This is a genomic window from Accumulibacter sp. (genome assembly GCF_029255285.1).
Lineage (GTDB): Bacteria > Pseudomonadota > Gammaproteobacteria > Burkholderiales > Rhodocyclaceae > Accumulibacter.
In genome coordinates this window covers 15,929-40,339 of sequence record NZ_JAPUVI010000091.1, presented here as the reverse complement: position 1 = coordinate 40,339, position 24,411 = coordinate 15,929, and the positions used below count along the sequence as shown (strand labels likewise).

The following is a 24,411-nucleotide window of genomic DNA, read 5'->3' as shown; positions in this document are numbered from 1 at the left end:
GCTCATGACTACTCTGAATATTCCCTTCATCGCCGACCTCACGGCAATTCGGCACGACCTGCACGCGCACCCCGAGCTGGCTTTCAAGGAAACACGAACCTCCGAAGTGGTCGCCCGCGAGCTGAACAGCTACGGGCTGGCGGTCCACCGCGGCCTGGCCGGAACAGGCGTCGTCGGCGTTCTGCGCAAGGGGGATAGTCGGCGTGCGATCGGCTTGCGGGCCGACATGGACGCCTTGCCGCTACAGGAAAAAGGGGAGTGCCCGCACCGGTCGCGCAACGAAGGGCGAATGCATGCCTGCGGTCACGACGGCCACACCGCCATGTTGCTCGGCGCCGCACGCTACTTGGCCGAGCACCGGGACGAACTGGATTTCGACGGCACCGTCTATTTCGTCTTTCAGCCGGCCGAGGAGTCCGAAGGCGGTGCGGCGGTAATGATCGCCGACGGGCTGTTCGAACAGTTTCCCATGGATGCGATTTTCGGCCTGCACAATTGGCCGGGGATTCCGGTCGGCGAAATGGCCGTGATGCCGGGTGCGGTAATGGCCGGAACCTGCACCTTCGAGATCTCGGTACGCGGTCATGGCTGCCACGCGGCGATGCCGCAAGAGGGCGTCGACACACTGGTCGTGAGCAGCCATCTGGTTCTCGCGCTGCAGACCGTCGTTGCCCGCAACGTACATCCGTGCGAGTCTGCGGTGGTCAGCGTGACGCAGATTCACTCCGGCGAGGCGTGGAACGTCATCCCCGACGACGCGGTATTGCGCGGCACGATCCGCACGTTTACGGGGGAAATCCAGGATCTTGTCGAACGCGCCATCGAGCGCCTATGTCGCGGGATCGCCAGCGTCTTCGCGGCGCAAATTTCGGTGCGTTTCGATCATTGCTATCCACCAACCATCAACAGCAGGGCGGAAACGGAGATCTGCCAACGCGTGGCTACCGACTTGTTGGGTCGCGACAAGGTCCGCGAGAACGACCTGCCGTCGATGGGAGCCGAGGATTTCGCCTACATGCTGCGCGCGCGGCCCGGTTGCTACGTTTGGCTGGGCAATGGCCCGGGCACGGGTGGCTGTACTCTGCACAATCCGCATTACGACTTCAATGATGCGATCCTGCCAATCGGCGTCAGCTACTGGGTGCGACTGGTCGAAACGGCTCTCGGAGTAAACGCCGACCGCGACGGAGCATGACTGCAAAGCATCCGGCGCTGCCTGCGGGTGGCCTGCGGGAGTCCGGACACGCAAGCCGTCGTAGGCGCCGCCCCAAACGTCGCGAAGCCGCGGCTTTTTGCTACACTCGCAAAGTTTGCACGCGCCACCCGTAACGAGGTAACGAGCCCGACACGGTGCGCTGCCTTACTCCCAAGAGAAAAAGATGGCGGGGAGCACCCGGTGCAGTATTCAGGTGCCCCCCGAGTTCGGGCCGAAACCGGAACTCCTAAGACCATAAAAGGAGAACAGCGCGCTCAGTTTACGAGCGAGGGCTTACAGATAGCTTACGGGCGACGAACCGGACTCTGGAAATCATGCGCATTCTTCTCGCCGAAGACGACAGGATCATTGCCGATGGCCTTTGCCGCTCATTGCGCCAAACGGGCTACGCGATCGATTGCGCCTACAACGGCCTTGATGCCGACACGGCGCTGATGACCAACGTCTACGACATGGTGATCCTCGACCTGGGCCTGCCCAGAATGCCCGGTCTCGACGTGTTGCGCCGTTTGCGAACGCGCAATTCGGGCACGCCGGTGTTGATTCTGACGGCACTCGACGGTACCGATGACCGCGTCAAGGGGCTCGACCTGGGCGCCGACGACTACATGGCCAAACCCTTCGAACTGGCTGAACTCGAGGCGCGCGTCCGGGCTCTGAGCCGTCGCTCGTCGGGCACCTCACGGATGATCCAGTGCGGTTCGCTGACTTTCGATCAGACCGACCGCTGCGCTCTGGTGAACGGTGAAATGCTCGATCTTTCGGCGCGCGAGCTGGGCTTGCTCGAAATCCTCCTGTTACGGAGCAAACGGCTGGTCAGCAAGGATCAATTGGTCGATCACCTCTGTGGCTGGGGCGAGGAAGTGAGCCACAACGCGATCGAGGTCTACGTGCACCGCCTGCGCAAGAAGCTCGAATCGACCGGTGTCAACATCATCACCGTGCGCGGCCTCGGTTATTACCTTGAGAAACCTGCGGAAGAGAGAAAACCCTGACATCCAGCGCTCGCTATTCGGCGAGATTCTCGACTGGATGCTCGCGCCACTGCTCTTCGTGTGGCCGATCAGCATTGCCTTCACCCACTATTTCGCCAACAGCGTGGCCAGCTTTCCCTATGACCAGTCTCTGCGCGAACATGTCGCCGCCCTCGCGCGCCAGGTCAGTTCCGTCGACGGTCGGCCGCAACTCGAACTGCTCGGGATGGCGCAGGCCTTTTTGCGTTCGGACGAGATCGACAACGTCTATTTCCACTTGCTCGACGGTGACGGCAGGCTGATCGCTGGCGACAAGGAACTGCCGGTGCCAAAACGCGTGGACGCGCTGCCGAAGAACGAGAATGGCGAGGTTCATTTTCGTGACGACGAGTATCGAGGACAAACGCTGCGCGTCGCCTACCTCCGACTGCCCGCGCCCGATGCGGCGCATCAACGCTGGGCGTTGATCGAGGTGGGCGAAACGACAGAAAAGCGCTCGCAACTGGCGAACAAGATCATCGCCAGCGTCATCCTGCCGCAGTTCGTGATCATTCCGCTCGCCGTCGTACTGGTCTGGTTCGGGCTGTCGCAAGGCTTGCGCCCGCTGACCCGTCTGCGCGACCGCATTCACGCGCGTCGCGAGGCCGACCTGTCGCCGATAGCTCTCGGGCGCGTCCCCGAGGAACTGCGGCCACTGACCGAAGCCTTCAACTCGATGCTGGCCCGAATGCAGCACAACGTCGATGCCCAACGGCGCTTCATCGCCGACGCCGCGCATCAAATGCGGACACCGCTGACCGGCCTTAAGACCCAGGCACAGCTCGCCATGCGCGAGAGCGATCCGGCCGAACTGCGCCACGCCCTGCGACAAATCCTGATAGGCGTCGATCGGGCCTCGCACCTCGTGGATCAGCTTCTCGCCCTGGCGCACGCCGAAGCCAGTGGACACGCCCAGCAAGCCTTGCTGGAACTCGACCTTGATCAGTTGCTGCGCGAAATCGTCGAAACCTGGGTGGTCAGAGCCCTCGACCGGCATATCGATCTCGGTTTCGAATCGACTGGTGCCGTGCTCATCCAGGGCAACGCCTTTCTCCTTCGCGAGATGATCAACAACCTGATAGACAACGCCTTGCGTTACACCCCCGCGGGCGGGCGGGTCACTGCCCGCGTCGTGGCGCAGGGCGATTTCGCCTTGCTCGAGGTCGAAGACAGCGGCAGCGGCATTTCCGACGAGGAATCGCAAAAGGTTTTCGACCGCTTCTACCGTGGCGAGGGCGCCGACGGCGAGGGAAGTGGTCTGGGTCTGGCGATCGTCCGCGAGATCGCCGAACTGCACTTGGCCGCAGCCAGTCTGCGTCCGAAAAGCAGAAGCACGGATGGCGACGAACAGTCCGGCTGTGTTGCGCGCATCGTCTTTCCGATCCATCGTCCGCAGCCGCTACAGCCATTGCTGCCCAATTCGGTCCAGACGGGCTTCGCCTGAGCATCGTCGGCCGCGCTACCGCGGGCCGAGCCGCGAAACCGATCAGAATGGCAAGTCCTTCGGAAAGGCGATCAGCGCGTCGTGGTCGAGCTGCTCTATCGCTTGCGGGCCCAGTTCGCGGCTGTTCCACGCGTAGTTGAGCTTGGCGTAGATCGCCGGCAACACTTGCGGCAGCAGTTCGTCGATCGCCTCGGGATTGGCCTCGAGCTCGCTGAGGCCGTCTTCGAGCGCATCCATGACGTCGTTGAGGGTCGCGAGAACCCAGTCAGCATCCATCGGGCAGTCCTTCGAATTCGTTTGCCGTCGTCACGCCGGCGCAAGCCGCGCACCTCGGTGGTGCCGGCGGGAAGGCGATCGGGCAGGATCGGCGCCCCCGTGCGAACTTGGCCAAGTTCGCCACCCTAGCAGACAGTACGGCTCCTGGCCAGCGCTCACCGACGGCGACTTTGGCCCGCCCGCCGCCAATACTGGCCAGTTGGTGGCAGGCAAGAGCGGAGAAGCGTCTGCCGACGGTTCGCCCGGATTCGCTTCGGGGCCCTTGAAAGCTCATTTGAACAGCCTTCAATTATCTGATACAGAAAGGATTTGCGGGTAGTGGCGGGAGTCGTTGCGAATGGTGAAATCGTTCTCGCATAGAACGAAGATGTGCCATAATCGGAGCGGCTTGTCGGCTCCGTGCCCGCCTAACGTCTTGTTCCTCAGTGCGGCGCGATGTACTGCCCACGGAAGAGGCAGGGAACAGGCGACGACTTCGTCCGGGAGGAGCGAATTTTCAGTTGTCCAAGGAGGGATACCCAGTGAACGGTTTACTCAAACTCTCGCGGCTGATCGATGGGCTCACCGAGCGCGTCGGCAAGGCCCTCATCTGGCTGGTTCTGGTCGTCACGCTGATCGCCGCCAGCAACGCCGTGATGCGCTACACCCTCAACTACAGCTCGAACGCGTTTCTCGAGATCCAGTGGTACCTGTTCTCGGCGATATTCCTGTTTGGCGCGGGCTACACCTTGATGCGCAACGAGCATGTGCGCATCGATCTGATCGCCGGTCGCTTCTCGAAACGTGGCCAGGCGATGATCGACATATTCGGCATCGTTTTCTTCCTCTTGCCGATGGCGGTCGCCGTGATGTACCTGTCGTGGCCCATCTTCCTGCTCGCCCTGCACAACAACGAACAGTCGAGCAACGCTGGCGGCCTGGTGGTCTGGCCGGTGCGCCTGTTGGTCCCGGTCGGTTTCTTCCTGCTGGTTATTCAGGGCATCTCGGAGCTCATCAAACGCATCGGCTTTCTGCAAGGACTCTGTCCCGACCCGACGGCGAAGGAACACAAGCCGACACCCGAAGAGGAACTGGCGCTGGCGATCAAGGCGCAAAAGGGAGAGCTGTGATGACCGAGTTCGTAATCGCCAACATGGCACCGATCATCTTCGTGTCGATGGTCATATTCCTTCTCGTCGGTTTCCCGGTCGCCTTCGCACTGGCCGCCAACGGCATCTTCTTCGCTCTGATCGGCATCGAGCTCGGCTTGCTCGGTCCGCAGCTTTTCCAGGCCTTGCCGGACCGCATCTTTGGCATCATGAGTAACGACACGCTGCTCGCCATCCCGTTTTTCACCTTCATGGGGCTGATTCTCGAGCGATCGGGCATGGCCGAAGACCTGCTCGACACCATCGGCCAGCTTTTTGGACCGTTGCGCGGTGGCCTGGCCTTCGCCGTCATTTTCGTCGGCGCGCTGCTCGCCGCGACGACCGGCGTCGTTGCCGCCTCGGTCATCTCGATGGGGCTCATTTCGCTGCCGATCATGCTGCGCTACGGTTACGACACCAAGCTCGCCACCGGCGTCATCGCGGCGTCCGGTACGCTCGCCCAAATCATTCCACCTTCGCTGGTGCTGATCATCATGGCCGACCAGTTGGGCAAGTCGGTCGGCGACATGTACGCCGGCGCTTTCATTCCCGGCTTGACGCTGACCGCGTTTTACGTCGGATATGTCGTGCTGGTGGCGATCTTCCGGCCGCGCTGGGTACCGGCGCTACCGCTCGACGCACGCACACTGCGCGGCGGCAGACTTGTGTGGCGCGTATTGACGACATTGGTGCCGCCGCTGATGCTGATCTTTCTTGTCCTCGGCACGATCTTTCTTGGCATCGCTACGCCAACCGAGGGCGGCGCGATGGGAGCTACCGGCGCCCTGATCATGGCCCTGACGCGCCGCCGCCTGTCGTGGAAACTGCTCCGCCAAGCAATGGACACGACGGCCAAGCTGACCACTTTCGTGGTCTTCATCCTGGTCGGCGCGCGCGTCTTTTCGCTCACCTTCTACGGCGTCGACGGCCACCGCTGGGTCGAGCACCTGCTGACCGGCTTACCAGGTGGCGAAGTCGGCTTCCTGATCGTGGTCAACGTGCTGGTCTTCCTGCTGGCGTTTTTCCTCGATTTCTTCGAACTCTCGTTCATCGTCGTACCGCTGCTCGGACCCGTGGCACAGGCGCTGGGAATCGACCTGATCTGGTTCGGGGTCTTGCTGGCGGTCAACATGCAGACTTCGTTCATGCACCCGCCTTTTGGCTTTGCGCTGTTCTACTTGCGCTCGGTGGCTCCGGCGGCGGTCAAGACGACCGACATCTACTGGGGAGCGATTCCCTTCGTCTGCATCCAGATCATCATGGTGACGATCCTCATCTTCGTACCGCAGTTGGTGACCTTCGGCCTGGCGCAGGATGTTGCGGTCGATCTCGACAAAGTGCAGATCGAAATGCCGACGTCCGACTACGGTGCCCCAGCGGGCTTGCAGGGTCCGTCGGGGGCTTCGCCGGCCGACGCGGAAGATGCGGCCAGCAAGGCAATCCGCGATGCGATGAAGCAGGATCAGGGCAAGTAGCCGAGAGAGGCACGGAACGAAACACCCCCGGCCAACAAAAAAAGCGGAGGCTACGGCCTCCGCTTTCCATTCGCAGCGACAGCGACGGTATTGCCCTGGTCGCGTCGCCCGGCAGTCGACTATCTCTTGCTGTACATATAGTTCGTGTAGGCGCCCTCGGCAACCCGCATCCAGAGGTTCTGATCGTCCATGAACTTTTTGTAATCGTCGTAAATCTTCTTGAAGCCCGGATTGCTCGCCGAGGTTTCGGCATAGACCTCCATGGCCGCCTTGTAGCAGGCGTCCATCACTTCTTTCGGGAACTGCTTCAATTGTGTCCCGGACCCGACCAGTTGCTTGAGCGCCGTCGGGTTCTTGGCATCGTACTTGGCAACCATGTCGACGTGCGCGTCGGCACAGGCGATCTGCAGAATGGTCTGGTACTCCTTCGGCAGTTCGGCCCACTTCTTGGCACCGACATAGGCCGACACCTGAGGGCCACCCTCCCACCAACCAGGATAGTAGTAAAACTTTGCCACCTTGTTGAAACCGAGCTTCTGGTCGTCGTAGGGACCGATCCATTCGGCAGCGTCGATCGTACCTTTCTCGAGCGCCGGATAGATGTCGCTTCCCGGAATCTGTTGCGGTACGGCACCCAGTTTGCTGATCACGGCGCCGGCAAAACCGCCGATGCGGATTTTCAGCCCTTTCAGATCGGCAACCGTCTTGATTTCCTTGCGATACCAGCCACCCATCTGGGTCGTGGTGTTGCCGCAGGGAATGGTCACGATGTTGGACTTGCCGAACAACTCCGCCATCAGCTTGCCGCCATTGCCGTGACGCATCCAGGCGTCCATCTGACGGTTGGTCATGCCGAAAGGAACCGCGGTCTCGAGCGCATAGGCGGGATCCTTGCCGAAATAGTAATAGGAGACCGTATGCCCCATTTCAACCGTACCGTCCTTGACAGCGTCGAATACCGCCGGCCCGGGAACGATTTCGCCACCCGCGAAAACCTGAATCTGGAACTTCCCGCCGGTGGCCTCGGCGACTCGCTTGGCCATCACCTCGGCACCGCCGTAAATGGTGTCCAGGCTCTTCGGAAAACTTGACGCCAGCCGCCACTTGATGGTCGGCGCGTTCTGCGCGATCGCCGGCATGGCCATGCTTCCGGCGGCAAGGCCGACGCCCGCATTCTTCAAGAAAGAACGTCTTTCCACATTTGTCTCCTGTAGGTTTTTGTTAACGGTCAAGGCAACTCCAGACTCCTCTCGGTGACGAAAATCAAGACCCTTATCCTCGCCCCCGGCATCTTTCCCCGCGGCGGGCGAGGTGCCTTTCGTGAGCCACGGCACGACCTCCCCCTTGACAGGTTGCCGTGTGATTATAGCCAATAGCACTAGGCGGCAATCAACGATTTGCGTCTGCCGCGCCGGAAGCTAGCGACCCGCCACCTTCATTTGCTCGATGAGCAGCGACCCGACCTGCTTGGAGCCGCGGACGAGAACGTCGTTACCAACCGCCGCGACATTGCCCAGCATGTCGCGCAGATTGCCCGCGATGGTGACGCCCTCGACCGGATGGGCGATCTCGCCGTCTTCGATCCAGTAGCCTGCCGCGCCGCGCGAATAGTCGCCGGTGACGTAGTTGACGCCATGGCCCAGCAGTTCGGTGACCAGCAATCCACGCCGCATTTTCTTGAGCAGGCCGCGGAAGTCGCGCTTGCCTGGGTGGACGATGAGGTTGTGGCAGCCGCCGGCATTGCCGGTCGTCTGCATGCCCAGCTTGCGCGCGGAGTAGGTGCTCAGGAAATAGCCCTGCAGCCGCCCGTCACTGACTACCTCACGCTCTTGTGTCGCAACGCCGTCGCTGTCGAACCAAGTACTGGCCAGCGCACCGGGCAGGTGCGGGCGTTCGCTGATACGGACTTTCTTCGAAAAAACCCGCTTGCCTAGACTATCGACCAGGAAAGACGTCTTTCGGTAGAGGCTGCCGCCGCTCACCGCGTGCACGAAATTGCCGATCAACGACGGGGCAAGGGGCGCTTCGAAGAGTACCGGCACGCGGCAGGTCTTGATCTTCCGCGCACCAAGCCGCGACAGCGCGCGCTGCGCCGCACGCTGGCCGATCGACTCAGGCGAATCGATCGCCAGCGGATGGCGGGTGATCGAATACCACTCGTCGCGCTGCATGTGCTCGTTCTGACCGGCGATCACCGAGCACGACAGATAGTGTCGCGAGGTCGGATAGCCGCCCATGAAACCGAGACTGTTGGCCGAGACGAACTGTCCCTCCTGGATCGACAGCATCGCTCCCTCGGAGTTGCTGATCTGAGGGCTGACGGCAAAGGCGGCCTGCTCGCAACGCCGGGCGAGTTCGACCGCCGCCTCGACCGACAGCACCCACGGATGGTAGAGGTCGAGGTCCGGCAGTTTATCGCTGTCGACCGCCAGCAGCGCGGCATCCGGCAATCCCGCGCAGGGATCGGCGGCTGTGAAGCGGGCAATGTTCAAGGCCGCGTCGGCTGTCTCGCGCAAGGCGGCCGGCGAAAAATCCGAAGTACTTGCCTGTCCCTTGCGCTGGTCCAGGTAAATCGTCACGGCCAACGACTTGTCGCGGTTGTACTCGATCGTTTCGATCTCGCCGCGACGAACCGTCACCGATTGCCCAAAGCCGTCCGAAACGTCGACCTCGCAGGCGCTGGCACCCTGTTTCTCGGCGTACGCCAGGACGTCGCGCGCCAGTTCCTGAAGTGTGGAGAAGCGATGGCTGAAACGCGATTCTGACAAGATTGGAGTGGGGGTTCGACGAGGCATGAGGACGGTGGCCGGAAGCGAAAACGGCTATCATAGCAGTTCCCCTGGGCACCATTGATGCCAGACCATCCGTTCCCCCTTATACCGCGAGAGGCGGATCGTAAGCCACCAATGAAGACTCTCGACGAAGCAACGGCGCCTCCGTCCAAAACGCAGCGCAAAAGGGCCATGGAAGAGCTCCAGGCGCTCGGTGAAGATCTGGTCACACTGGCCGCCGAGCGACTGAAGAAGATCGATCTGCCCGAGGAACTGCGGGCAGCGGTCGACCAAGTGCAGCGCATGACGCGGCACGACGATGCGCGGCGGCGACAGATGCAGTATGTCGGCCGGCTGATGCGCGACGTGGACCCGGCGCCGATACGCGCGGCTTTGGCAGCGATGCGTGGCGAATCGCTAGAGGAGACGGCGAGGCTGCACCGCATCGAACGTCGGCGCGCCGATTTGCTGGCCGACGAGAAGGTCCTGTACGAAATCGCCAATGCGTATCCGTCGCTCGATTTACAGCATCTGCGTTCGCTGCGCCGCGCGGCTCTTCTCGAACAGGAAAGAAGCAAGCCGCCACGCAGCTACCGCGCCATATTTCAGTTACTCAAGGACGTCGAAGGGAGCGCTGCCCGCGTCGCCGACGACGATAGACATGACGAACAATGAACTTGTGATCGGCCTGCTGTCAATCAGCGACCGCGCGACACAGGGTGGCTATCGCGACCAGGGGATCCCGGCGCTAGAGGAGTGGTTGGGCGGCGCGTTGAAGAGCCCCTGGCGGGCTGTGACGCGCCTGATTGCCGACGATCAGCGGACGATCGAAGGGACGCTGATCGAACTGGTCGATGAGTGCGGTTGCCATCTGGTATTGACCACGGGCGGCACCGGTCCGGCACCGCGAGACGTCACTCCGGAGGCCACGCTCGCCGTGGCGGACAAGATCCTGCCCGGCTTCGGCGAGGAAATGCGGCGCATCAGCCTGAATTTCGTACCCACCGCGATCCTCTCGCGCCAAGTCGGGGTCGTTCGCGGCCAAGCGCTGATCCTCAACCTGCCAGGTCAGCCGAAATCAATCAAGGAGACCCTCGAAGGCGTGAGGACGGCTGACGGCGTGCTGACCGTCGCCGGCATCTTCGCTGCGGTTCCCTACTGTCTCGACCTCATCGGCGGCCCTTATGTCGAAACCGTCGACCGGGTGGTCCGTGCCTTTCGGCCGAAATCGGCCCTGCGGCCTGCTGCCGAAGCCCCTCAGGCGGCCGAAGACGGGTCGTGGAAACGGCCGATATCGTAATCGGCTCCGCTCTCCTCGAGTTCCGCCGGCGTCAGCACATGGCGCTGCCCAGCATCCGCGAACTCCAGAGTCTCGCGGACATTGAAGTCACCCCGCGGCAGCACGATACGCACCTGTCCCGGCGTACCGCCGTCGCGTAACCAGATTCCGGGCACGCCGATGGCCGCCGAGAAACCGCTTCGCCGTGGCCGCAGGTCGATGCTCTGCGCCTGCCTGGACAGCAACTGGATACCCAGGTTGACACGCCCGCCAGCCAGGCGGTTGAAACGCCGCACGACACCGAGCAACCAGTTGTCGCCACCCTCGGGCTGCAAGGAAAGCAGAGTACCGAGCGTGATCCGGTCGGCCGGATTGTCCGCCACGCAAGCGCGAAACCCCCCCCGGCTGACGTTCTCGACCAGCCAAACCTCGTTCGCCAGGTTGCTCTCCAAGGCCGAAGCGGTTCGCCCAAACACCGCATGGCCGGCCGAGAACCCGTGCCGTACGGTGACTCGCGTTTTGACCGCATGGCGCTGAAAAAGTCGCTGCGGCGGATGTACCGACCAATGAACGCGCAAGTGCCGCAACACCGGCAACAGAACGTTCGGCGGATAGTCGCCGCCAAGGTTGAGATCGGGCGGAATTTCGCCGTGTTCGACGACATGAATCAGTTCCTCCAGGGCGGCGAGCACCGTTCCCGGCGAGTAAAAGCGCAGCCCCGGGCGCGTCGAGCCCGGGTGGCGCGCCAATCGGACCGGCACCGAACCGCTTGCCGCGTCGACCCAATAGACGCTGTCCCGGCGGCAATCGGCGGAGAAGACGAAGCACGGCAGGAAGTGCGCGATCAGGCGGTCGGCGAGTTCGATCTGCAACGGAAGCAGACTGTCCATGGACGACGCAAAGAACACGATGGCCCGCAGATACTGCTGCGCGACGCTGGTCATTCCACGCAGCGTCGGATAGAGCTGCAGCAGCTTCTGCGCGTGCCCTGCGTTCTCCGCCGCCAGATAGGTTTGGCCGAGCGCCATCCAGAGGCTGTCGTCGATCGGACCGTAGCGGTAAGCCAGCCATTTCAGATGAACGTTGCGTGCCGCCTGGGCACGCGTGTCGGCCAGCGCTAGCGAGGTCTTGAACAGATCCACGCCCTTGCCCTTCGGGTCGCGCTGGGAACGTTCGACACTCGCCGAGTAGAGACTGGCGATCTCGCGCCAGTAGGCGCAAGTCTTGGTCCATAGGCGCTGTTCTTCGGCTCTCGGCAGGCCGACCGTCTGCAGATAGTCGCGCGCCAGGCGGCGCAGGTGAGGCTGCGCCGCCTCGTCGAGCTGGCGAAGAATGTCAAAATAGTGGTCTAAGCGAAAATCCTTGGTATCCTTCAACGATTCGAACCAGTTCATCACTTCGTCGACCGCATTCCCCGCCTTGGCGACATGCAAGTCCGCCAGAACGCGCTTCAGCTCCTTGGCGTCGGCGAGAAGGTGATCGGGACGTCGGGGAAACAAGTTGAGGATCATCGGAGTCAGCCGTATCGCGGGCGGTCGTGGCCCAACGCTAAATTGTAATGCATTCCGTTTGACAGGCCGCAAGCATGCAGCAGTATCTCGATCTCATGCGCCATGTTCTCGAACACGGCGTACCCAAGTCAGACCGCACCGGCACCGGCACGCGCTCCATATTCGGCTGGCAGATGCGCTTCGATCTCGCCGCCGGCTTTCCGTTGCTGACCACCAAGAAACTTCATTTTCGTTCGATCGTCCATGAATTGCTCTGGTTTCTGCGCGGCGACACCAATATCCGCTACCTGCAGCAGAACGGTGTCCGCATTTGGGACGAATGGGCCGACGCGAGCGGCGATCTCGGCCCGGTCTATGGCCGGCAGTGGCGCCGCTGGCCAACTGCCGACGGCGGCGAAATCGACCAGATCGCACAACTCGTCGTCCGCCTGAAGAAAGATCCGAACTCTCGCCGTCATCTGGTCACGGCCTGGAACCCCGCCGATGTAGAACGAATGGCGCTGCCGCCCTGCCACGCTTTGTTCCAGTTCTACGTCACCCCGGCGACAACGGAAGATCATGATGGCCGCGCGAAACTCTCCTGTCAGCTGTACCAGCGCAGTGCCGACGTCTTTCTCGGCGTGCCGTTCAATATCGCTTCCTACGCGCTGTTGACCTTGATGGTGGCGCAGGTGTGCGGTTACCGACCAGGCGACTTCGTGCACACTTTTGGCGACGCGCATCTGTACAGCAACCATTTCGAACAGGCGCGCTGTCAACTTGCCCGCGCAACACGGGCACTGCCAACGCTCCGACTCAACCCAGCCACCAATGATCTGTTTGCCTTTTGTTTTGAGGACTTCTCCCTCGAAGGCTATGATCCCCATCCTCACATTGCAGCTCCGGTCGCCGTCTGAACGGCGAACGATGGGTACGCCGAACGCCCGATGGCCGTTTGCCAGGCGATGATTTCGCTGATCGCCGCCCTGGCGCGCAACCGCAGCATTGGTCAAGAGCAGCGATTGCTCTGGCACCTGCCGGAAGACATGCGGCACTTTCGCGAGACGACGCTTGGCAAGACGGTGGTCATGGGCCGGAAAACCTGGGAGTCGCTGCCACCGGCCTATCGTCCCCTGCCAAATCGGCACAACATCGTCGTCAGCCGCAACCTGGCGTATCAAGCAGGGGGCGCGACGCTGGCGCATTCGATCGACGAAGCGCTGCGTCTGGCCGGAGACGCCGACGAGGTCTTCGTCATCGGCGGCGAGGATCTCTATCGCCAGACGCTGCCGCTGGCCTGCCGTCTCTACCTGACCGAAATCGCCGACGATTTTCCAGGCGACGCCTTCTTTCCCGAAGTCGCTCCCGACGAGTGGCGAGAAGTCTCCCGACGCACTGGAAACGCGCCGTCGAACCGCGACGACAGACGGGAAGCGGGACCTTCCTTCGACTTCGTGGTCTACGAGCGCACCTGACCGGGGCGAAGATGGCGGCTTGCCAGGCTACCTCCCCGCGCTTAGGATTAATAGCTGATCAAACTATCTTCGAGTTCGCCGATGCCGGATCGACTTCAGCACTATCTGCAGGCCAGCGACGGTGCCGGCAAGGTACTCGAGCACGCCGGCCGCCTGATCCGGATTGCCGGCCTCTACGCCGAGATCGCACCGAGGCATCTGAGCGGGGCAAGTCAGGTCGCCAACCTCAAGTCGGGAGTCGTCGTCATCCACGCCGACAACGGTGCGGTGGCGACCAAACTCCGCCAGATGGCACCAACGCTGGTCGAGGAACTGCGGAAACGCGGCATCGAATGCCACGCGCTTCGGGTCAAGGTACAGGCGCGCACAGCGTTCGCGGTGCCCCGACCGCCGCTCCTCAAACCGCTCAGCGCGAGAGCTGGTGAGGATCTATCGACGCTATGTGAAACGCTGCCGGCCTCGCCCTTGCGACAGGCACTCGAAACGCTCCTGGCCCGCGCGGCTAGAGAGGAATGACGGCCACCCGCTCGACGATCATCAACGCGAAAATCAGCAGTGCGACGAGCAGCGAATAGCGAAACAGCCTCCAGGCAAACTGCAGGTAGCGTACATCGCGGGTAAACAGAAAGATCGCCACACCACCGGCGACGGCGATGACCGTCAGGACCGCCAGCAGGCGCAGCAACCACATGCCGTCAGTTAGCCGGCGAAGCCAGCCAGCGGACAACCGACTGCGGTGCCAGCTCGTGGTTCTCGAAAGTGACGTAGTCCCAGGCGTCGGGTTGCGCCAGCAGCTCGCGCGCCAGCGCGTTGTTCAGCGCGTGCCCCGACTTGTGGGCGACGAAGGACGCCAACAGCGGGTGCCCGAGCAGATAGAGGTCGCCGATGGCATCGAGCACCTTGTGCTTGACGAACTCGTCGTTGTAGCGCAAGCCGTCGGCGTTCAGCACCCGGTATTCGTCGAGCACGACGGCGTTGTCCAGACCACCGCCCTGCGCCAGACCGTTTTCGCGCAACCACTCGACTTCCTGCATGAAACCGAAGGTCCGTGCACGCGCCACTTCCCGGACGTAGGAATGCTCGGCGAAGTCGACGCTCACCGACTGACCGGTACGGTCGATCGCCGGATGGTTGAAGCCGATCGAGAACGACAGGCGAAAGCCGTTGTAGGGATCCAGACGCGCCGACTTTTCGCCCGCAGCATCTTGTTCACTGACCACTATCGACCGTTTGACGCGGATGAATTTTTTGGCGACCGGCTGTTCTTCGATGCCGGCGGATTGTATGAGAAACACGAACGGCGAAGCGGAACCGTCGAGAATCGGCAACTCGGCCGCGTCGAGATCGACGAAGGCGTTGTCGATACCGAGGCCGGCGAAAGCCGACATCAGATGTTCGACCGTCCCCACCTTGGCGCCGCCGCTCTCCAGGCAGGAGCACATGCGCGTATCGCTGACGAGTTGGGCAAAAGCCGGCACGTCAACGACCGGTTCCAGATCGACACGACGAAAAACGATGCCCGTGTCGGGCGCTGCCGGACGCAGGCTGATGGTTACCTTGACGCCGGAATGCAGGCCGACGCCCGCCGCGCGGACTACCGACTTGAGTGTTCGCTGTTTCAACATGTGTCTGAAAGAATTGTGGAATTGACGAATTCTAGCACAGCCCGCGCGGTCCCGGAAGGCGCCAATCCCGGCAGAGGAGTTACCCGATTTCCCGCTCAGTCAGCCTGCTTGCGCAAGAAAGCCGGGATGTCGTAGCGATCGACGCCGCTGTTGGCCAGCGCTTCGACTGTCGCGCTGCGTCCTTTGCGGACAATCGCCGGCACCTGGTCGAGGCTCGAGTAGTCGATGTTCGGGCTGTGCCCGAAACGGCTGTCGGTGCCCGTCGCCTGGCTGAACGCGCTGTTGATCACCTCGAAGTTCTGCCGCTTGGCCTGTGCTTGGCCGAGGCCGGTCGCCACCACGGTCACGCGAATGTCCTCGCCCATGTTTTCGTCGTAGACGGCGCCGAAAATGATGTGCGCGTCGTCAGCGGCGAAGGCGCGGACGGTGTTCATTACTTCATTGACTTCCTTCATCTTCAACGAGCGCGTGGCGGTGATATTGACCAGCACGCCCTTGGCGCCGGACAGGTTGACCCCTTCGAGAAGCGGCGAGGCGACCGCACGCTCGGCGGCGATTCGCGCCCGATCCACGCCGGCGGCGTTGGCCGAGCCCATCATGGCCATTCCCATTTCGCCCATCACCGTGCGCACGTCCTCGAAGTCGACGTTCACCAGCCCCGGGAAGTTGATGATCTCGGCAATACCTCCGACGGCGTTGCGCAGCACATTGTCGGCGGCTTTGAACGCGTCGTCCATCGACACATCGTCGCCCAGCACGTCCATCAGACGATCATTGAGGATCACGATAAGCGAATCGACATGCTTCTGCAGTTCGCCGATGCCGACTTCCGCGACTTTCAGGCGCTTGCCCTCGAAGCCGAACGGCTTGGTAACCACGGCGACGGTCAGGACGCCCAGTTCGCGCGCCACTTCGGCGACGATGGGCGCGGCGCCGGTGCCGGTGCCCCCGCCCATGCCGGCGGTAATGAAGACCATGTGTGCGCCCTTGAGCGACTCGGCGATCGCTTCGCGTTCCTCCATCGCGGCGCTGCGCCCGGCCTCGGGCTTGGCGCCGGCACCCAGTCCGGTCTTGCCGAGCTGCAGCTTCTGCACGGCGATACTGCGGCCCAGGGCCTGGGAGTCGGTATTGGCGGCGATGAAGTCAACGCCATTGACGCCCTCGCGGATCATGTGATCGACGGCGTTGCCGCCGGCACCGCCGATACCGATCACCTTGATCACGGTGTCCATGTCGCTTGATCCCTGTTCTTTGTCGATGATTTCAAACATTGTCGCCTCCTCTGCAAAAAGCTGGTTGATAACTGGAAAATAAAATGTCGCCCGCGGCCTCGACCGTTCTCAGAAGTTCTTCTCGAACCACGATTTCATGCGGCCAAATACCTGTTTCACGTCGCGTGTCTCCCGCACCTTGAGGCCGCGCTTGCGTTGCGTCTGCGCTTCGAGCAACAGACCGCAGGCCGTCGCAAAGCGCGGGCTCTGCACCACATCGGCCAAGGCTCCCTGATACTTGGGCACCCCCAGGCGAACCGGCATGTGGAAAATCTCCTCGCCGAGTTCGATCATTCCCGGCATCACGGAGGCACCGCCGGTAAGCACGATTCCCGACGACAGCACATCCTCGAAACCGGAGCGGCGGAGCTCGGCCTGGATCAGTTCGAAGAGTTCCTCGACGCGCGGCTGGATGACGTCGGCCAACGCGCGGCGCGACAGCTTGCGCGATGGACGGTCGTCGACTCCAGCCACGTCGAGCACATCGTCGGGGTCGGCCAGGTGGGCAACGGCGCAGCCGTAGGTACGCTTGATGTCTTCGGCCTCGCGCGTCGGGGTCCGCAAGGCCATCGCGATGTCGTTGGTGATCTGATCACCGGCAATCGGTATCACCGAAGTGTAGCGGATCGCGCCCTGCGTCCATACCGCCAGATCGGTCGTTCCACCGCCGATGTCGATCAGGCAGATGCCGAGGTCCTTCTCGTCCTCCGAGAGCACGGCGCGGCTCGAAGCGAGCGGCTGCAGAACCAGGTCGTTTACTTCCAGACCGCAGCGCCGGACGCACTTGACGATATTCTGTGCCGCCGAGACGGCACCGGTAACGATGTGCACCTTCACCTCGAGGCGAAAGCCGCTCATGCCAATCGGCTCGCGGATGCCGTCCTGATCGTCGATGATGAATTCCTGGGTAAGGATGTGCAGAATCTCCTGATCGGCCGGGATGGGCATCGCACGCGCCGTTTCGATCACCCGGTCGACGTCCATCGGAGTGACTTCCTTGTCCTTGATGGCGACCATGCCGTTCGAATTGAAGCTCCTGATGTGGCTGCCGGCGATGCCGGTATAAACGTCGCGCACCTTGCAGTCGGCCATCAGTTCGACTTCCTGCAAGACACGCGAGATCGTGGCAACGGTCTCCTCGATGTTGACCACGACGCCCTTCTTCAGCCCCTTCGATTCCTGCGAACCCATGCCGATCACGTTCACCCGCCCTTCGGGAGTGAGTTCAGCGACCAGCGCGACGATCTTCGATGTACCGATGTCGAGTCCGACGATCAGATCCTTGCTATCCCTGCTCATTTCTTTCCTTTGACTTCTTGAACTGCACTGGCCGGAAAGCGCAGCGCGAAACCGTTCGGGTAGCGCATGTCTACCACCAGCGGCCGACCAAGGCGCGTCTCCGACAAGGTCGGATAGTAGTCGACGAAGCGCTGCAGGCGAAGGAGGATAGGCGCCTTTGCTTGTTCGCGACCGAGTTCAACCAGCATGCCGTTTTCCATTTTCAGCAACCACGCCAACCGCGTCGACAGAGCCAGTTGTGCCGGCCTTGTCCCGGTGGGCTTCAACTGCTCCGCGAACTCCGCGTAACGACGCAGAACCTCGACCGATGACCCGGCCGGACCGCTGAGCCGAGGCAGTGCTTGTGGTCGCGCCAGCGGCGCGGTGAACACTTCGCCAAAGGTATTGACCAACTCTCCCTGACCGTCGCCCCAATGGGCCGCCGCCTGCTGTTCCTCGATACGCACCTCGAGCCGGGCGGGCCACTTGCGCCACACTTCGGCACGGCGTACCCACGGCAGTTGCTCGAGCGCCAGACGAACGGCTTCTGGATTGACGGTGAAAAAATTGCCCTGCAGGACCGGCGACAGCGCCTGCTCGATGTCTTCCTGCCGAAGCTCCCGAAGTTCGTGTTTGATCGCCACCTCGTGCAACGGAAAGAGTCGCAGACGCGGTGCTCCCCAGATCACCGCCGCAAACAGCAAGGCCGTTCCGGCCGCCACGAGGAGCAGATCGGCAATGGCGGTCAGCAAGCGCGGTTTGTGCCACATCGCTCATCCCAGAGTGGCAAGTGCCAGGACGCGGACGACCAGTTCCTCGTAGCTGATGCCTGCGGCGCGCGCCGCCATCGGCACCAGCGAGTGGTCGGTCATTCCGGGCGAGGTATTGACCTCGAGGAAATAGGCCTGCTGCTCGCCAGAGGCGTCGGGCTGGTCGAGCAGAAAATCGACCCGCCCCCAGCCACGCCCGCCCAGAACGCGAAAAGCCTCGAGCGCTTGCGCGCGAAGCTGGGCTTCACGGGCCTCGGGGAAACCGCAGGGACAGCGATAGGCGGTATCGTCGCGCAGGTACTTGGCCTCGTAATCGTAAAACTCGTTACCCGGCTCGATCTTGATGATCGGCAGCGCCTGGTCGCCGAGAATGGCGACGGTGTACTCGCCGCCCAGTATCGCGCGCTCGGCGATCACCAGCGAGTCGTAGCGCGCGGCCGCGACGCGCGCTACGGCCAGATCATCGACCGTCTTGACTTTCGTGATGCCGATCGACGAGCCTTCGTTGGCCGGCTTGACGAACAAAGGCAGCCCAAGTGCCGAAGCCACGCTCGCCAGATCAGTCTGCTCGTCGAGCAGCACATACTCCGGCACCGGCAAACCCGCCGCACGCCACAGCAGCTTGCTTCGCCATTTGTCCATTCCCAGCGCAGAAGCCATCACACCACTGCCGGTGTAGGGAATGCCCATCAGCTCGAGCACACCCTGGATCGTCCCGTCTTCGCCATAACGTCCGTGCAAAGCGATGAAGGCACGATCGAAGACTCTCAGCTCGTCGAGTCGGCGCTCGGCCGGGTCGAAAGCCTGGGCGTCTACCCCCTGTCGCTGCAAGGCAGCCAGGACGCGCGAACCACTGTTCAGCGACACTTCGCGCTCGGCCGAGCGCCCGCCGAAGAGTACCGCAACCTTTCCGAAGTCCCCGCTGTTCATCCCTTGATCCTACCCGCTAACGAGTTTGCCGGGAACGCCCCCAATCGACCCGGCGCCCATCGTGATCACCACGTCGCCGTCGCGGGCGACGTCGAGTATGGCTTGCGGCAAATCGGCCACGCTGTCGACGAAGAACGGTTCGACCTTGCCCGCGACGCGCAGCGCGCGCGCCAGCGCCCGCCCGTCAGCGGCGACGATCGCCTGCTCGCTGGCCGCATACACTTCGGTCAGCACCAGGGCGTCGACGCCGCTCAGCACTTTCACGAAGTCTTCGAAATGGTCGCGCGTGCGCGTGTAGCGATGCGGCTGGAAGGCCAGCACCAGACGGCGGCCCGGAAATGCACCCCGCGCCGCCGCGAGCGTCGCGCTCATCTCGACCGGGTGATGGCCGTAGTCGTCGATCAGCGTGCAGCGACCGCCACGCGGGAGTTGAATGTCACCGTAGCGCTGGAAGCGGCGACCGACGCCGCGAAAGTCGCTCAGCGCCTTGAGGATCGCCTCGTCGGCCACCCCGAGCTCGCTGGCCACCGCGATCGCCGCCAAGGCATTGAGCACATTATGCCTCCCCGGCAGGTTGAGGGTGACCGGCAGTCGGCTGACGCTGCCGTTCACCCTGACGCAATCGAAGCGCATCTGGCCGCCCTGCGCGCTGACGTTCTCGGCGTAGAAGCTAGCCGAAGGATCGAGACCGTAAGTGACGATCTGTTTGCTCACCCGCGGCAGGATTTCGCGCACGTTGGCGTCGTCCGTGCAGAGCACGGCGACGCCGTAAAACGGCAGGCGGTGCAGGAAATCGACGAAAGACTGCTTGAGTCGATTGAAGTCGTGGCCATAGGTCTCCATGTGGTCGGCATCGATGTTGGTGACCACCGAGAGCACCGGGGAGAGGTACAGAAAGGACGCATCAGACTCGTCCGCTTCGGCCACCAGGAAATCCCCCGAACCGAGACGGGCGTTGGCACCGGCGGCGTTGAGACGCCCACCGATGACGAAGGTCGGATCCATGCCGCCTTCGGCGAGGATCGACGCCACCAGGCTGGTCGTCGTTGTCTTGCCGTGCGTACCGGCAACGGCGATCCCCTGTTTGAGCCGCATCAACTCGGCCAGCATCTGCGCGCGCGGCACCACCGGAACCTGGCGGCGGCGCGCCGCGACGACTTCGGGATTGTCCGCCTTGACGGCTGAAGAGACGACCACCGCGTCGGCCGCGTCGATGTTCGCCGCGGCGTGCCCGACGACGGTGCGTACGCCGAGGGTGGCGAGGCGCCGAGTCACCGAGTTGTCGGCCAAATCCGAACCGCTGACCGAGAATCCCAGATTGGCCAGCACTTCGGCGATGCCGCTCATTCCGGCGCCACCTATACCGACGAAGTGGATATTCCTGACCTTGTGTTTCACTTGCTCAACTCCTCGCACAGACGCGCAAGCTCGCGGGTGGCCTCCGGCCGGGCCAGTTGGCGAGCCTTTTCGGCCATTTCCAGCAACTGAGCGAAAGGCGTTGCGCAAAGCCGGCCGACCGACTCCGGCGTCAACTCCGCCTGCGGCAGCAGGATGGCCGCGCCGGCCGCCGACAGGAAGCGGGCGTTGGCCGTCTGATGATCGTCGACGGCATGCGGAAAAGGCACCAGGATGCTGGCTACTCCGGTCGCCGCGACTTCGGCGACGGTCAGCGCGCCGGCCCGGCAGATCACCAGGTCGGCCCACTCGTAGGCGCCCGCCATGTCCTCGATGAAGGCGGCGCACTGTGCCTGTACGCCGGCCGTCGCGTAGTTCCGTGCGGCTTGCGCCAAATGCCTTTCCCCGGCTTGGTGCACCACCATGGGTCGCTGCTCGGCGGCGAGCAGTGCCAGACCGCGGGGAATCATCTCGTTGAGCGCATTGGCCCCCTGGCTGCCACCCAGGACGAGCAGACGCAGGGGCGCCCGACGACCGGCCAGGCGAGCCGCCGGCGCCGCTACGCGAGCCATTTCCGGACGCACCGGATTGCCGACCCAGAGGCCTTTCGGCAGAACGTCGGGAAAGCCGCAGGCGACGCGATCGGCCAGCCTGGCGAGCACCCGATTGGCCAGCCCGGCCACCGAGTTCTGCTCGTGGATGAGCAGCGGGCGACCCAGCAGTGCCGCCATGATGCCACCCGGAAAGCTGACGTAGCCACCCATGCCGAGAACGACATCCGGGCTGACGCGGCGAATCTCGCGCCGTGCCTGGCGACACGCCGAGAACAGGTGAAAGGGCAGCAGCAGTTTGCGCAGCAGGCCCTTGCCACGCAGCGCGGCGAAGCGCACCCAGGCCATTTCGTAGCCGCGCGAGGGAACGAGCTTCGCCTCCATGCCGTCCGGGGCGCCCATCCAGACCACCTTCCAGTCGCGGCTGCGCAGGAAGTCGGCGACCGCCAACCCGGGAAAGACGTGGCCCCCGGTGCCGCCCGCCATGACCAGAAGCGTCCTGCTCACACCTTCGCTCCACGCATCAGTTGGCGGTTCTCCCAGTCGATTCTGAGCAGCACGGCAAGCGCCACGCAATTGGCCAGGATGCCCGAACCGCCAAAGCTCATCAGCGGCAGCGTCAAACCCTTGGTCGGCAAAAGGCCGGTGTTCACCCCCATGTTGATGAAGCTTTGCACGCCCAGCCAGACACCTAGGCCTTGCGCCACCAGCGCCGAGTACAGGCGGTCGAGGGCGACCGCCTGGCGGCCGATGGCGAAGGCACGCTGGATCAGCAGGCCGAACAGGACGATCACCACGAGGACACCGACGAAGCCGAGTTCTTCGGCGATCACGGCGAGCAGGAAGTCGGTGTGCGCTTCCGGCAGGTAGAACAGTTTTTCGACGCTGGCCCCCAGCCCGACGCCCAGCAACTCGCCGCGACCGAAGGCGATCAGGGCGTGCGAGAGCTGATAGCCGCGACCGAAAGCGTCGGCCCAGGGGTCCATGAAGCCGAAGATGCGATCCCGCCGGTAAGGAGAGAAAATGATCAGCGCGGCGAAGGCGGCGAGCAGAACGAGAATCAGCACGACGAACAGGCGCGCGCGCATGCCGCCGAGAAAGAGAATCCCCATCGCGATGGCGATGATGACGACGAAGGCACCAAAGTCCGGCTCCTTGAGCAGCAGGACACCGACCGCCACCATCGCACTGGCCAGCGGCAGAAAGGCACGCTTCAGATCGTGCATGTGCGGCATTTTGCGCGTCGTGTAGTCGGCGGCGTAGAGAACGGCAAACAGCTTCATCAACTCCGACGGCTGCAGATTGACGATCCCGAGCGGCAACCAGCGCCGCGCGCCGTTGACTTCGCGGCCGATACCGGGAATCAGGACCAGCGCCAGCAATACGAAACCGCCGACGAACAGCCACGGCGACCACTGCTGCCAGGTCCGCATCGGCACCTGGAAGGCGATCGCCGCGCCGACCAGGCCGATGGACAGAAAAACGGCGTGGCGGAGCAGGAAGTAGGCCGGCTGATTGCCGGTCAAGCGCCCGGCCTCGGCGGTCGCCATCGACGCCGAATAGACCATCACCATCCCGATCACGAGCAGCATGACGCTGCTCCAGAGAAGCGCCAGATCGATTTCCGATGGCAGGCGACGCGGTGCGGCTCGCAACATCAGGCAGCCCCCCTTTCCAAACGACGAACGGCATCGACAAAGGCTTCGGCGCGATGCGCGTAGTCTCGATACATGTCGAAGCTGGCGCAGGCCGGCGAGAGCAATACGGCGTCACCGGGCTGAGCCTGGGCGGCGCACCAGCCGACCGCCTCGGCCATGTCAGCGCAACGACGCTGCGCCACCCGGCAAGTCGAAAGGGCCGCCGCGATGGCTTCCGCATCGCGGCCGATCAGTGCGACAGCCCGCGCATGGGCGTCGATCGCCGGCTTCAACGGCGAGAAATCCTGTCCTTTGCCTTCGCCGCCGAGAATGATCACGACCCGCCGGTCGAGACCCTGCAAGGCGGCCAGTGTGGCGCCGACGTTGGTTCCCTTGGAGTCGTCGTAGTACTCGACACCGGCGATTTCGGCCACCCGCTCGACACGGTGCGCGAGGCCCGCGAAGGCCGCCAGGGCAGACAGGACGCCGCGTGGCTCGATGCCGACCGCTGCACAAAGCGCCAGCGCCGCCATCGCATTGGCGGCGTTGTGGCGGCCGACGAGTCGCATGTCGCGCAAGGCGATCAAGCGTTCGCTGCCGCGCACGATCCAGTTGTCCGTGATCCCGTAGTCGCCGCTGCCGGCCGGCGAATCGAGGCCGAAAGTCACTACGTTGCGCCCAGCGCGCCGCGCCGCGAGACTGCGCGCATCGTCGCGATTAAGCACCATCACGCCGTTGCCGTGAAAGACTCGCGCCTTGCTGGCCGCGTAATCGTCGATGCCGGAATAGCGGTCGAGATGGTCCTCGCTGACGTTGAGCAGCGTCGCCGCGTCCGCGGCCAGGCTGTGCGTCGTTTCGAGCTGAAAGCTGGACAGTTCGAGTACCCAAAGCTCGGGCAGGCAATCGTCGTCGATGGCGCTCATCAGCGCGTCGAGCGCCGCCGGGCCGATGTTGCCGGCAACGGCCGTCCGCCGTCCGGCCGCCTGACACAGAGCGCCGGTCAGCGCGGTCGTCGTGGTCTTGCCATTGCTGCCGGTAATCGCAATGAGCCGCGCCGACGGAGTCAGCCGGCGGATTGCCCAGGCAAACAACTCGATCTCGGAAACCAGTGCGACGCCTCGCATCGCCGCCGCCTGGACGAGCGGCTCCTGGACCGGAACGCCGGGGGAGATGACGATCAGGTCGACGCCGGCAAAGGCCTCGCGCGTGAAGGGGCCCACGAATAGCTCCGCGATCGGCACTGCGGCGCGCAAAGCGGCGGCCTGTGGCGCCACCTCGCGGCTGTCGGCGACGCGCACGCGCGCGCCCTGGCGCGCTAGCCATCTGGCAACCGCCAGACCGGTCTCACCGAGACCGACAACGAGAATCAGCTTACCGGCAAGCTCCAT

Annotated in this window: 24 protein-coding genes; 10 read left to right on the top strand and 14 right to left on the bottom strand. The window is 63.3% G+C overall.

Annotation, left to right across the window (positions count from 1 at the left end):
• Positions 1-4: 4 nt before the first annotated feature.
• The 3 genes from Q1M07_RS12265 (at position 5) to Q1M07_RS12255 (ending at position 3,673) form a co-directional block, all read left to right on the top strand.
• Positions 5-1,195: a M20 aminoacylase family protein gene (locus Q1M07_RS12265; protein WP_300454170.1), complete on the top strand. Its 1,191-nt coding sequence runs from the start codon at positions 5-7 to the stop codon at positions 1,193-1,195.
• A 335-nt stretch (positions 1,196-1,530) separates the two neighbouring features.
• Positions 1,531-2,211, top strand: a complete 681-nt coding sequence (locus tag Q1M07_RS12260) for a response regulator transcription factor (protein ID WP_300454169.1) — start codon at positions 1,531-1,533, stop codon at positions 2,209-2,211.
• On the top strand, positions 2,180-3,673 hold the full coding sequence (locus tag Q1M07_RS12255; RefSeq protein WP_300454168.1) for a sensor histidine kinase N-terminal domain-containing protein: 1,494 nt from the start codon (positions 2,180-2,182) through the stop codon (positions 3,671-3,673). Before Q1M07_RS12260 ends, Q1M07_RS12255 begins: the two co-directional genes overlap by 32 nt.
• A gap of 42 nt (positions 3,674-3,715) precedes the next feature.
• On the opposite strand, the gene Q1M07_RS12250 is transcribed toward Q1M07_RS12255, so the two are convergent.
• Complete coding sequence (locus Q1M07_RS12250; protein ID WP_300454167.1) at positions 3,716-3,949, bottom strand: hypothetical protein; 234 nt, start codon at positions 3,947-3,949, stop codon at positions 3,716-3,718.
• A gap of 521 nt (positions 3,950-4,470) precedes the next feature.
• Here Q1M07_RS12250 and Q1M07_RS12245 point away from each other — a divergent pair.
• Both Q1M07_RS12245 and Q1M07_RS12240 read left to right on the top strand, forming a co-directional pair.
• Positions 4,471-5,058, top strand: coding sequence for a TRAP transporter small permease subunit (locus Q1M07_RS12245; protein ID WP_300454166.1), 588 nt, complete (start codon positions 4,471-4,473; stop codon positions 5,056-5,058).
• Positions 5,058-6,551 carry a TRAP transporter large permease subunit gene (locus Q1M07_RS12240; protein ID WP_300454165.1) on the top strand — a complete coding sequence of 498 codons (1,494 nt, stop codon included), beginning with the start codon at positions 5,058-5,060 and terminating at the stop codon, positions 6,549-6,551. Before Q1M07_RS12245 ends, Q1M07_RS12240 begins: the two co-directional genes overlap by 1 nt.
• Positions 6,552-6,670: 119 nt before the next feature.
• Here Q1M07_RS12240 and Q1M07_RS12235 read toward each other — a convergent pair whose 3' ends face one another.
• Entirely contained in the window at positions 6,671-7,750 is a 1,080-nt protein-coding gene (locus Q1M07_RS12235; protein ID WP_300454164.1) for a TRAP transporter substrate-binding protein, read from the bottom strand.
• Between the two features lie 219 nt (positions 7,751-7,969).
• Entirely contained in the window at positions 7,970-9,346 is a 1,377-nt protein-coding gene (gene pmbA / locus Q1M07_RS12230) for a metalloprotease PmbA (protein ID WP_300454163.1), read from the bottom strand.
• Positions 9,347-9,403: 57 nt separating this feature from the next.
• Between pmbA and yjgA the strand changes: the two genes are divergently transcribed.
• A complete protein-coding gene (gene yjgA / locus Q1M07_RS12225; protein WP_366984096.1) occupies positions 9,404-9,997 on the top strand; it encodes a ribosome biogenesis factor YjgA in 594 nt (197 codons plus the stop codon).
• The gene (gene mog, locus Q1M07_RS12220) at positions 9,984-10,622 is read left to right on the top strand and encodes a molybdopterin adenylyltransferase (protein WP_300454161.1); all 639 of its coding nucleotides are present in this window, start codon (positions 9,984-9,986) and stop codon (positions 10,620-10,622) included. Before yjgA ends, mog begins: the two co-directional genes overlap by 14 nt.
• Here the strand turns inward: mog and Q1M07_RS12215 are convergent.
• Positions 10,580-12,112, bottom strand: coding sequence for a hypothetical protein (locus Q1M07_RS12215; RefSeq protein WP_300454160.1), 1,533 nt, complete (start codon positions 12,110-12,112; stop codon positions 10,580-10,582). The two genes, mog and Q1M07_RS12215, sit on opposite strands and share 43 nt — an antisense overlap.
• Positions 12,113-12,186: 74 nt before the next feature.
• On the opposite strand from Q1M07_RS12215, the gene Q1M07_RS12210 reads away from it, so the two are divergent.
• The 3 genes from Q1M07_RS12210 to Q1M07_RS12200 all read left to right on the top strand — a co-directional run bounded on the left by Q1M07_RS12210 (position 12,187) and on the right by Q1M07_RS12200 (position 14,082).
• Entirely contained in the window at positions 12,187-13,008 is an 822-nt protein-coding gene (locus Q1M07_RS12210; RefSeq protein ID WP_300454159.1) for a thymidylate synthase, read from the top strand.
• Between the two features lie 30 nt (positions 13,009-13,038).
• Positions 13,039-13,566, top strand: coding sequence for a dihydrofolate reductase (locus Q1M07_RS12205; protein WP_300454158.1), 528 nt, complete (start codon positions 13,039-13,041; stop codon positions 13,564-13,566).
• Positions 13,567-13,647: 81 nt separating this feature from the next.
• Positions 13,648-14,082 carry a DUF721 domain-containing protein gene (locus Q1M07_RS12200; RefSeq protein WP_300454157.1) on the top strand — a complete coding sequence of 145 codons (435 nt, stop codon included), beginning with the start codon at positions 13,648-13,650 and terminating at the stop codon, positions 14,080-14,082.
• Here Q1M07_RS12200 and Q1M07_RS12195 read toward each other — a convergent pair.
• The 10 genes from Q1M07_RS12195 to murD form a co-directional block, all read right to left on the bottom strand.
• The gene (locus tag Q1M07_RS12195) at positions 14,069-14,257 is read right to left on the bottom strand and encodes a hypothetical protein (RefSeq protein WP_300454156.1); all 189 of its coding nucleotides are present in this window, start codon (positions 14,255-14,257) and stop codon (positions 14,069-14,071) included. The genes Q1M07_RS12200 and Q1M07_RS12195 overlap by 14 nt on opposite strands.
• Positions 14,258-14,261: 4 nt before the next feature.
• On the bottom strand, positions 14,262-15,191 hold the full coding sequence (gene lpxC, locus Q1M07_RS12190) for a UDP-3-O-acyl-N-acetylglucosamine deacetylase (protein WP_300454155.1): 930 nt from the start codon (positions 15,189-15,191) through the stop codon (positions 14,262-14,264).
• 95 nt (positions 15,192-15,286) lie between these two features.
• A complete protein-coding gene (gene ftsZ, locus Q1M07_RS12185; protein ID WP_300454154.1) occupies positions 15,287-16,462 on the bottom strand; it encodes a cell division protein FtsZ in 1,176 nt (391 codons plus the stop codon).
• A gap of 69 nt (positions 16,463-16,531) precedes the next feature.
• Complete coding sequence (ftsA, locus tag Q1M07_RS12180) at positions 16,532-17,761, bottom strand: cell division protein FtsA (RefSeq protein WP_300454153.1); 1,230 nt, start codon at positions 17,759-17,761, stop codon at positions 16,532-16,534.
• Complete coding sequence (locus tag Q1M07_RS12175; RefSeq protein WP_300454152.1) at positions 17,758-18,510, bottom strand: cell division protein FtsQ/DivIB; 753 nt, start codon at positions 18,508-18,510, stop codon at positions 17,758-17,760. The genes ftsA and Q1M07_RS12175 overlap by 4 nt, the downstream gene beginning before the upstream one ends.
• 3 nt (positions 18,511-18,513) lie before the next feature.
• Positions 18,514-19,440: a D-alanine--D-alanine ligase gene (locus tag Q1M07_RS12170; protein ID WP_300454151.1), complete on the bottom strand. Its 927-nt coding sequence runs from the start codon at positions 19,438-19,440 to the stop codon at positions 18,514-18,516.
• A gap of 9 nt (positions 19,441-19,449) precedes the next feature.
• Positions 19,450-20,838, bottom strand: coding sequence for a UDP-N-acetylmuramate--L-alanine ligase (murC, locus tag Q1M07_RS12165; RefSeq protein ID WP_300454150.1), 1,389 nt, complete (start codon positions 20,836-20,838; stop codon positions 19,450-19,452).
• Complete coding sequence (gene murG, locus Q1M07_RS12160) at positions 20,835-21,893, bottom strand: undecaprenyldiphospho-muramoylpentapeptide beta-N-acetylglucosaminyltransferase (protein WP_300454149.1); 1,059 nt, start codon at positions 21,891-21,893, stop codon at positions 20,835-20,837. The genes murC and murG overlap by 4 nt, the downstream gene beginning before the upstream one ends.
• Positions 21,890-23,044, bottom strand: a complete 1,155-nt coding sequence (ftsW, locus tag Q1M07_RS12155) for a putative lipid II flippase FtsW (protein WP_300454148.1) — start codon at positions 23,042-23,044, stop codon at positions 21,890-21,892. The genes murG and ftsW overlap by 4 nt, the downstream gene beginning before the upstream one ends.
• Positions 23,044-24,411, bottom strand: a complete 1,368-nt coding sequence (gene murD, locus Q1M07_RS12150) for a UDP-N-acetylmuramoyl-L-alanine--D-glutamate ligase (RefSeq protein ID WP_300454147.1) — start codon at positions 24,409-24,411, stop codon at positions 23,044-23,046. The genes ftsW and murD overlap by 1 nt, the downstream gene beginning before the upstream one ends.

Coding starts and splice junctions, on each gene's coding strand:
- Q1M07_RS12215 (WP_300454160.1), bottom strand. CDS start 12,112: ATGATCCTCAACTTGTTTCCCCGACGTCCCGATCACCTTCTCGCCGAC.
- Q1M07_RS12200 (WP_300454157.1), top strand. CDS start 13,648: ATGCCGGATCGACTTCAGCACTATCTGCAGGCCAGCGACGGTGCCGGC.
- Q1M07_RS12240 (WP_300454165.1), top strand. CDS start 5,058: ATGACCGAGTTCGTAATCGCCAACATGGCACCGATCATCTTCGTGTCG.
- Q1M07_RS12260 (WP_300454169.1), top strand. CDS start 1,531: ATGCGCATTCTTCTCGCCGAAGACGACAGGATCATTGCCGATGGCCTT.
- mog (WP_300454161.1), top strand. CDS start 9,984: ATGACGAACAATGAACTTGTGATCGGCCTGCTGTCAATCAGCGACCGC.
- Q1M07_RS12265 (WP_300454170.1), top strand. CDS start 5: ATGACTACTCTGAATATTCCCTTCATCGCCGACCTCACGGCAATTCGG.
- pmbA (WP_300454163.1), bottom strand. CDS start 9,346: ATGCCTCGTCGAACCCCCACTCCAATCTTGTCAGAATCGCGTTTCAGC.
- lpxC (WP_300454155.1), bottom strand. CDS start 15,191: ATGTTGAAACAGCGAACACTCAAGTCGGTAGTCCGCGCGGCGGGCGTC.
- ftsA (WP_300454153.1), bottom strand. CDS start 17,761: ATGAGCAGGGATAGCAAGGATCTGATCGTCGGACTCGACATCGGTACA.
- Q1M07_RS12195 (WP_300454156.1), bottom strand. CDS start 14,257: ATGTGGTTGCTGCGCCTGCTGGCGGTCCTGACGGTCATCGCCGTCGCC.
- Q1M07_RS12250 (WP_300454167.1), bottom strand. CDS start 3,949: ATGGATGCTGACTGGGTTCTCGCGACCCTCAACGACGTCATGGATGCG.
- Q1M07_RS12210 (WP_300454159.1), top strand. CDS start 12,187: ATGCAGCAGTATCTCGATCTCATGCGCCATGTTCTCGAACACGGCGTA.
- Q1M07_RS12205 (WP_300454158.1), top strand. CDS start 13,039: ATGGCCGTTTGCCAGGCGATGATTTCGCTGATCGCCGCCCTGGCGCGC.
- ftsZ (WP_300454154.1), bottom strand. CDS start 16,462: ATGTTTGAAATCATCGACAAAGAACAGGGATCAAGCGACATGGACACC.
- yjgA (WP_366984096.1), top strand. CDS start 9,404: ATGCCAGACCATCCGTTCCCCCTTATACCGCGAGAGGCGGATCGTAAG.
- ftsW (WP_300454148.1), bottom strand. CDS start 23,044: ATGTTGCGAGCCGCACCGCGTCGCCTGCCATCGGAAATCGATCTGGCG.
- Q1M07_RS12170 (WP_300454151.1), bottom strand. CDS start 19,440: ATGAACAGCGGGGACTTCGGAAAGGTTGCGGTACTCTTCGGCGGGCGC.
- murD (WP_300454147.1), bottom strand. CDS start 24,411: ATGGAGCTTGCCGGTAAGCTGATTCTCGTTGTCGGTCTCGGTGAGACC.
- Q1M07_RS12175 (WP_300454152.1), bottom strand. CDS start 18,510: ATGTGGCACAAACCGCGCTTGCTGACCGCCATTGCCGATCTGCTCCTC.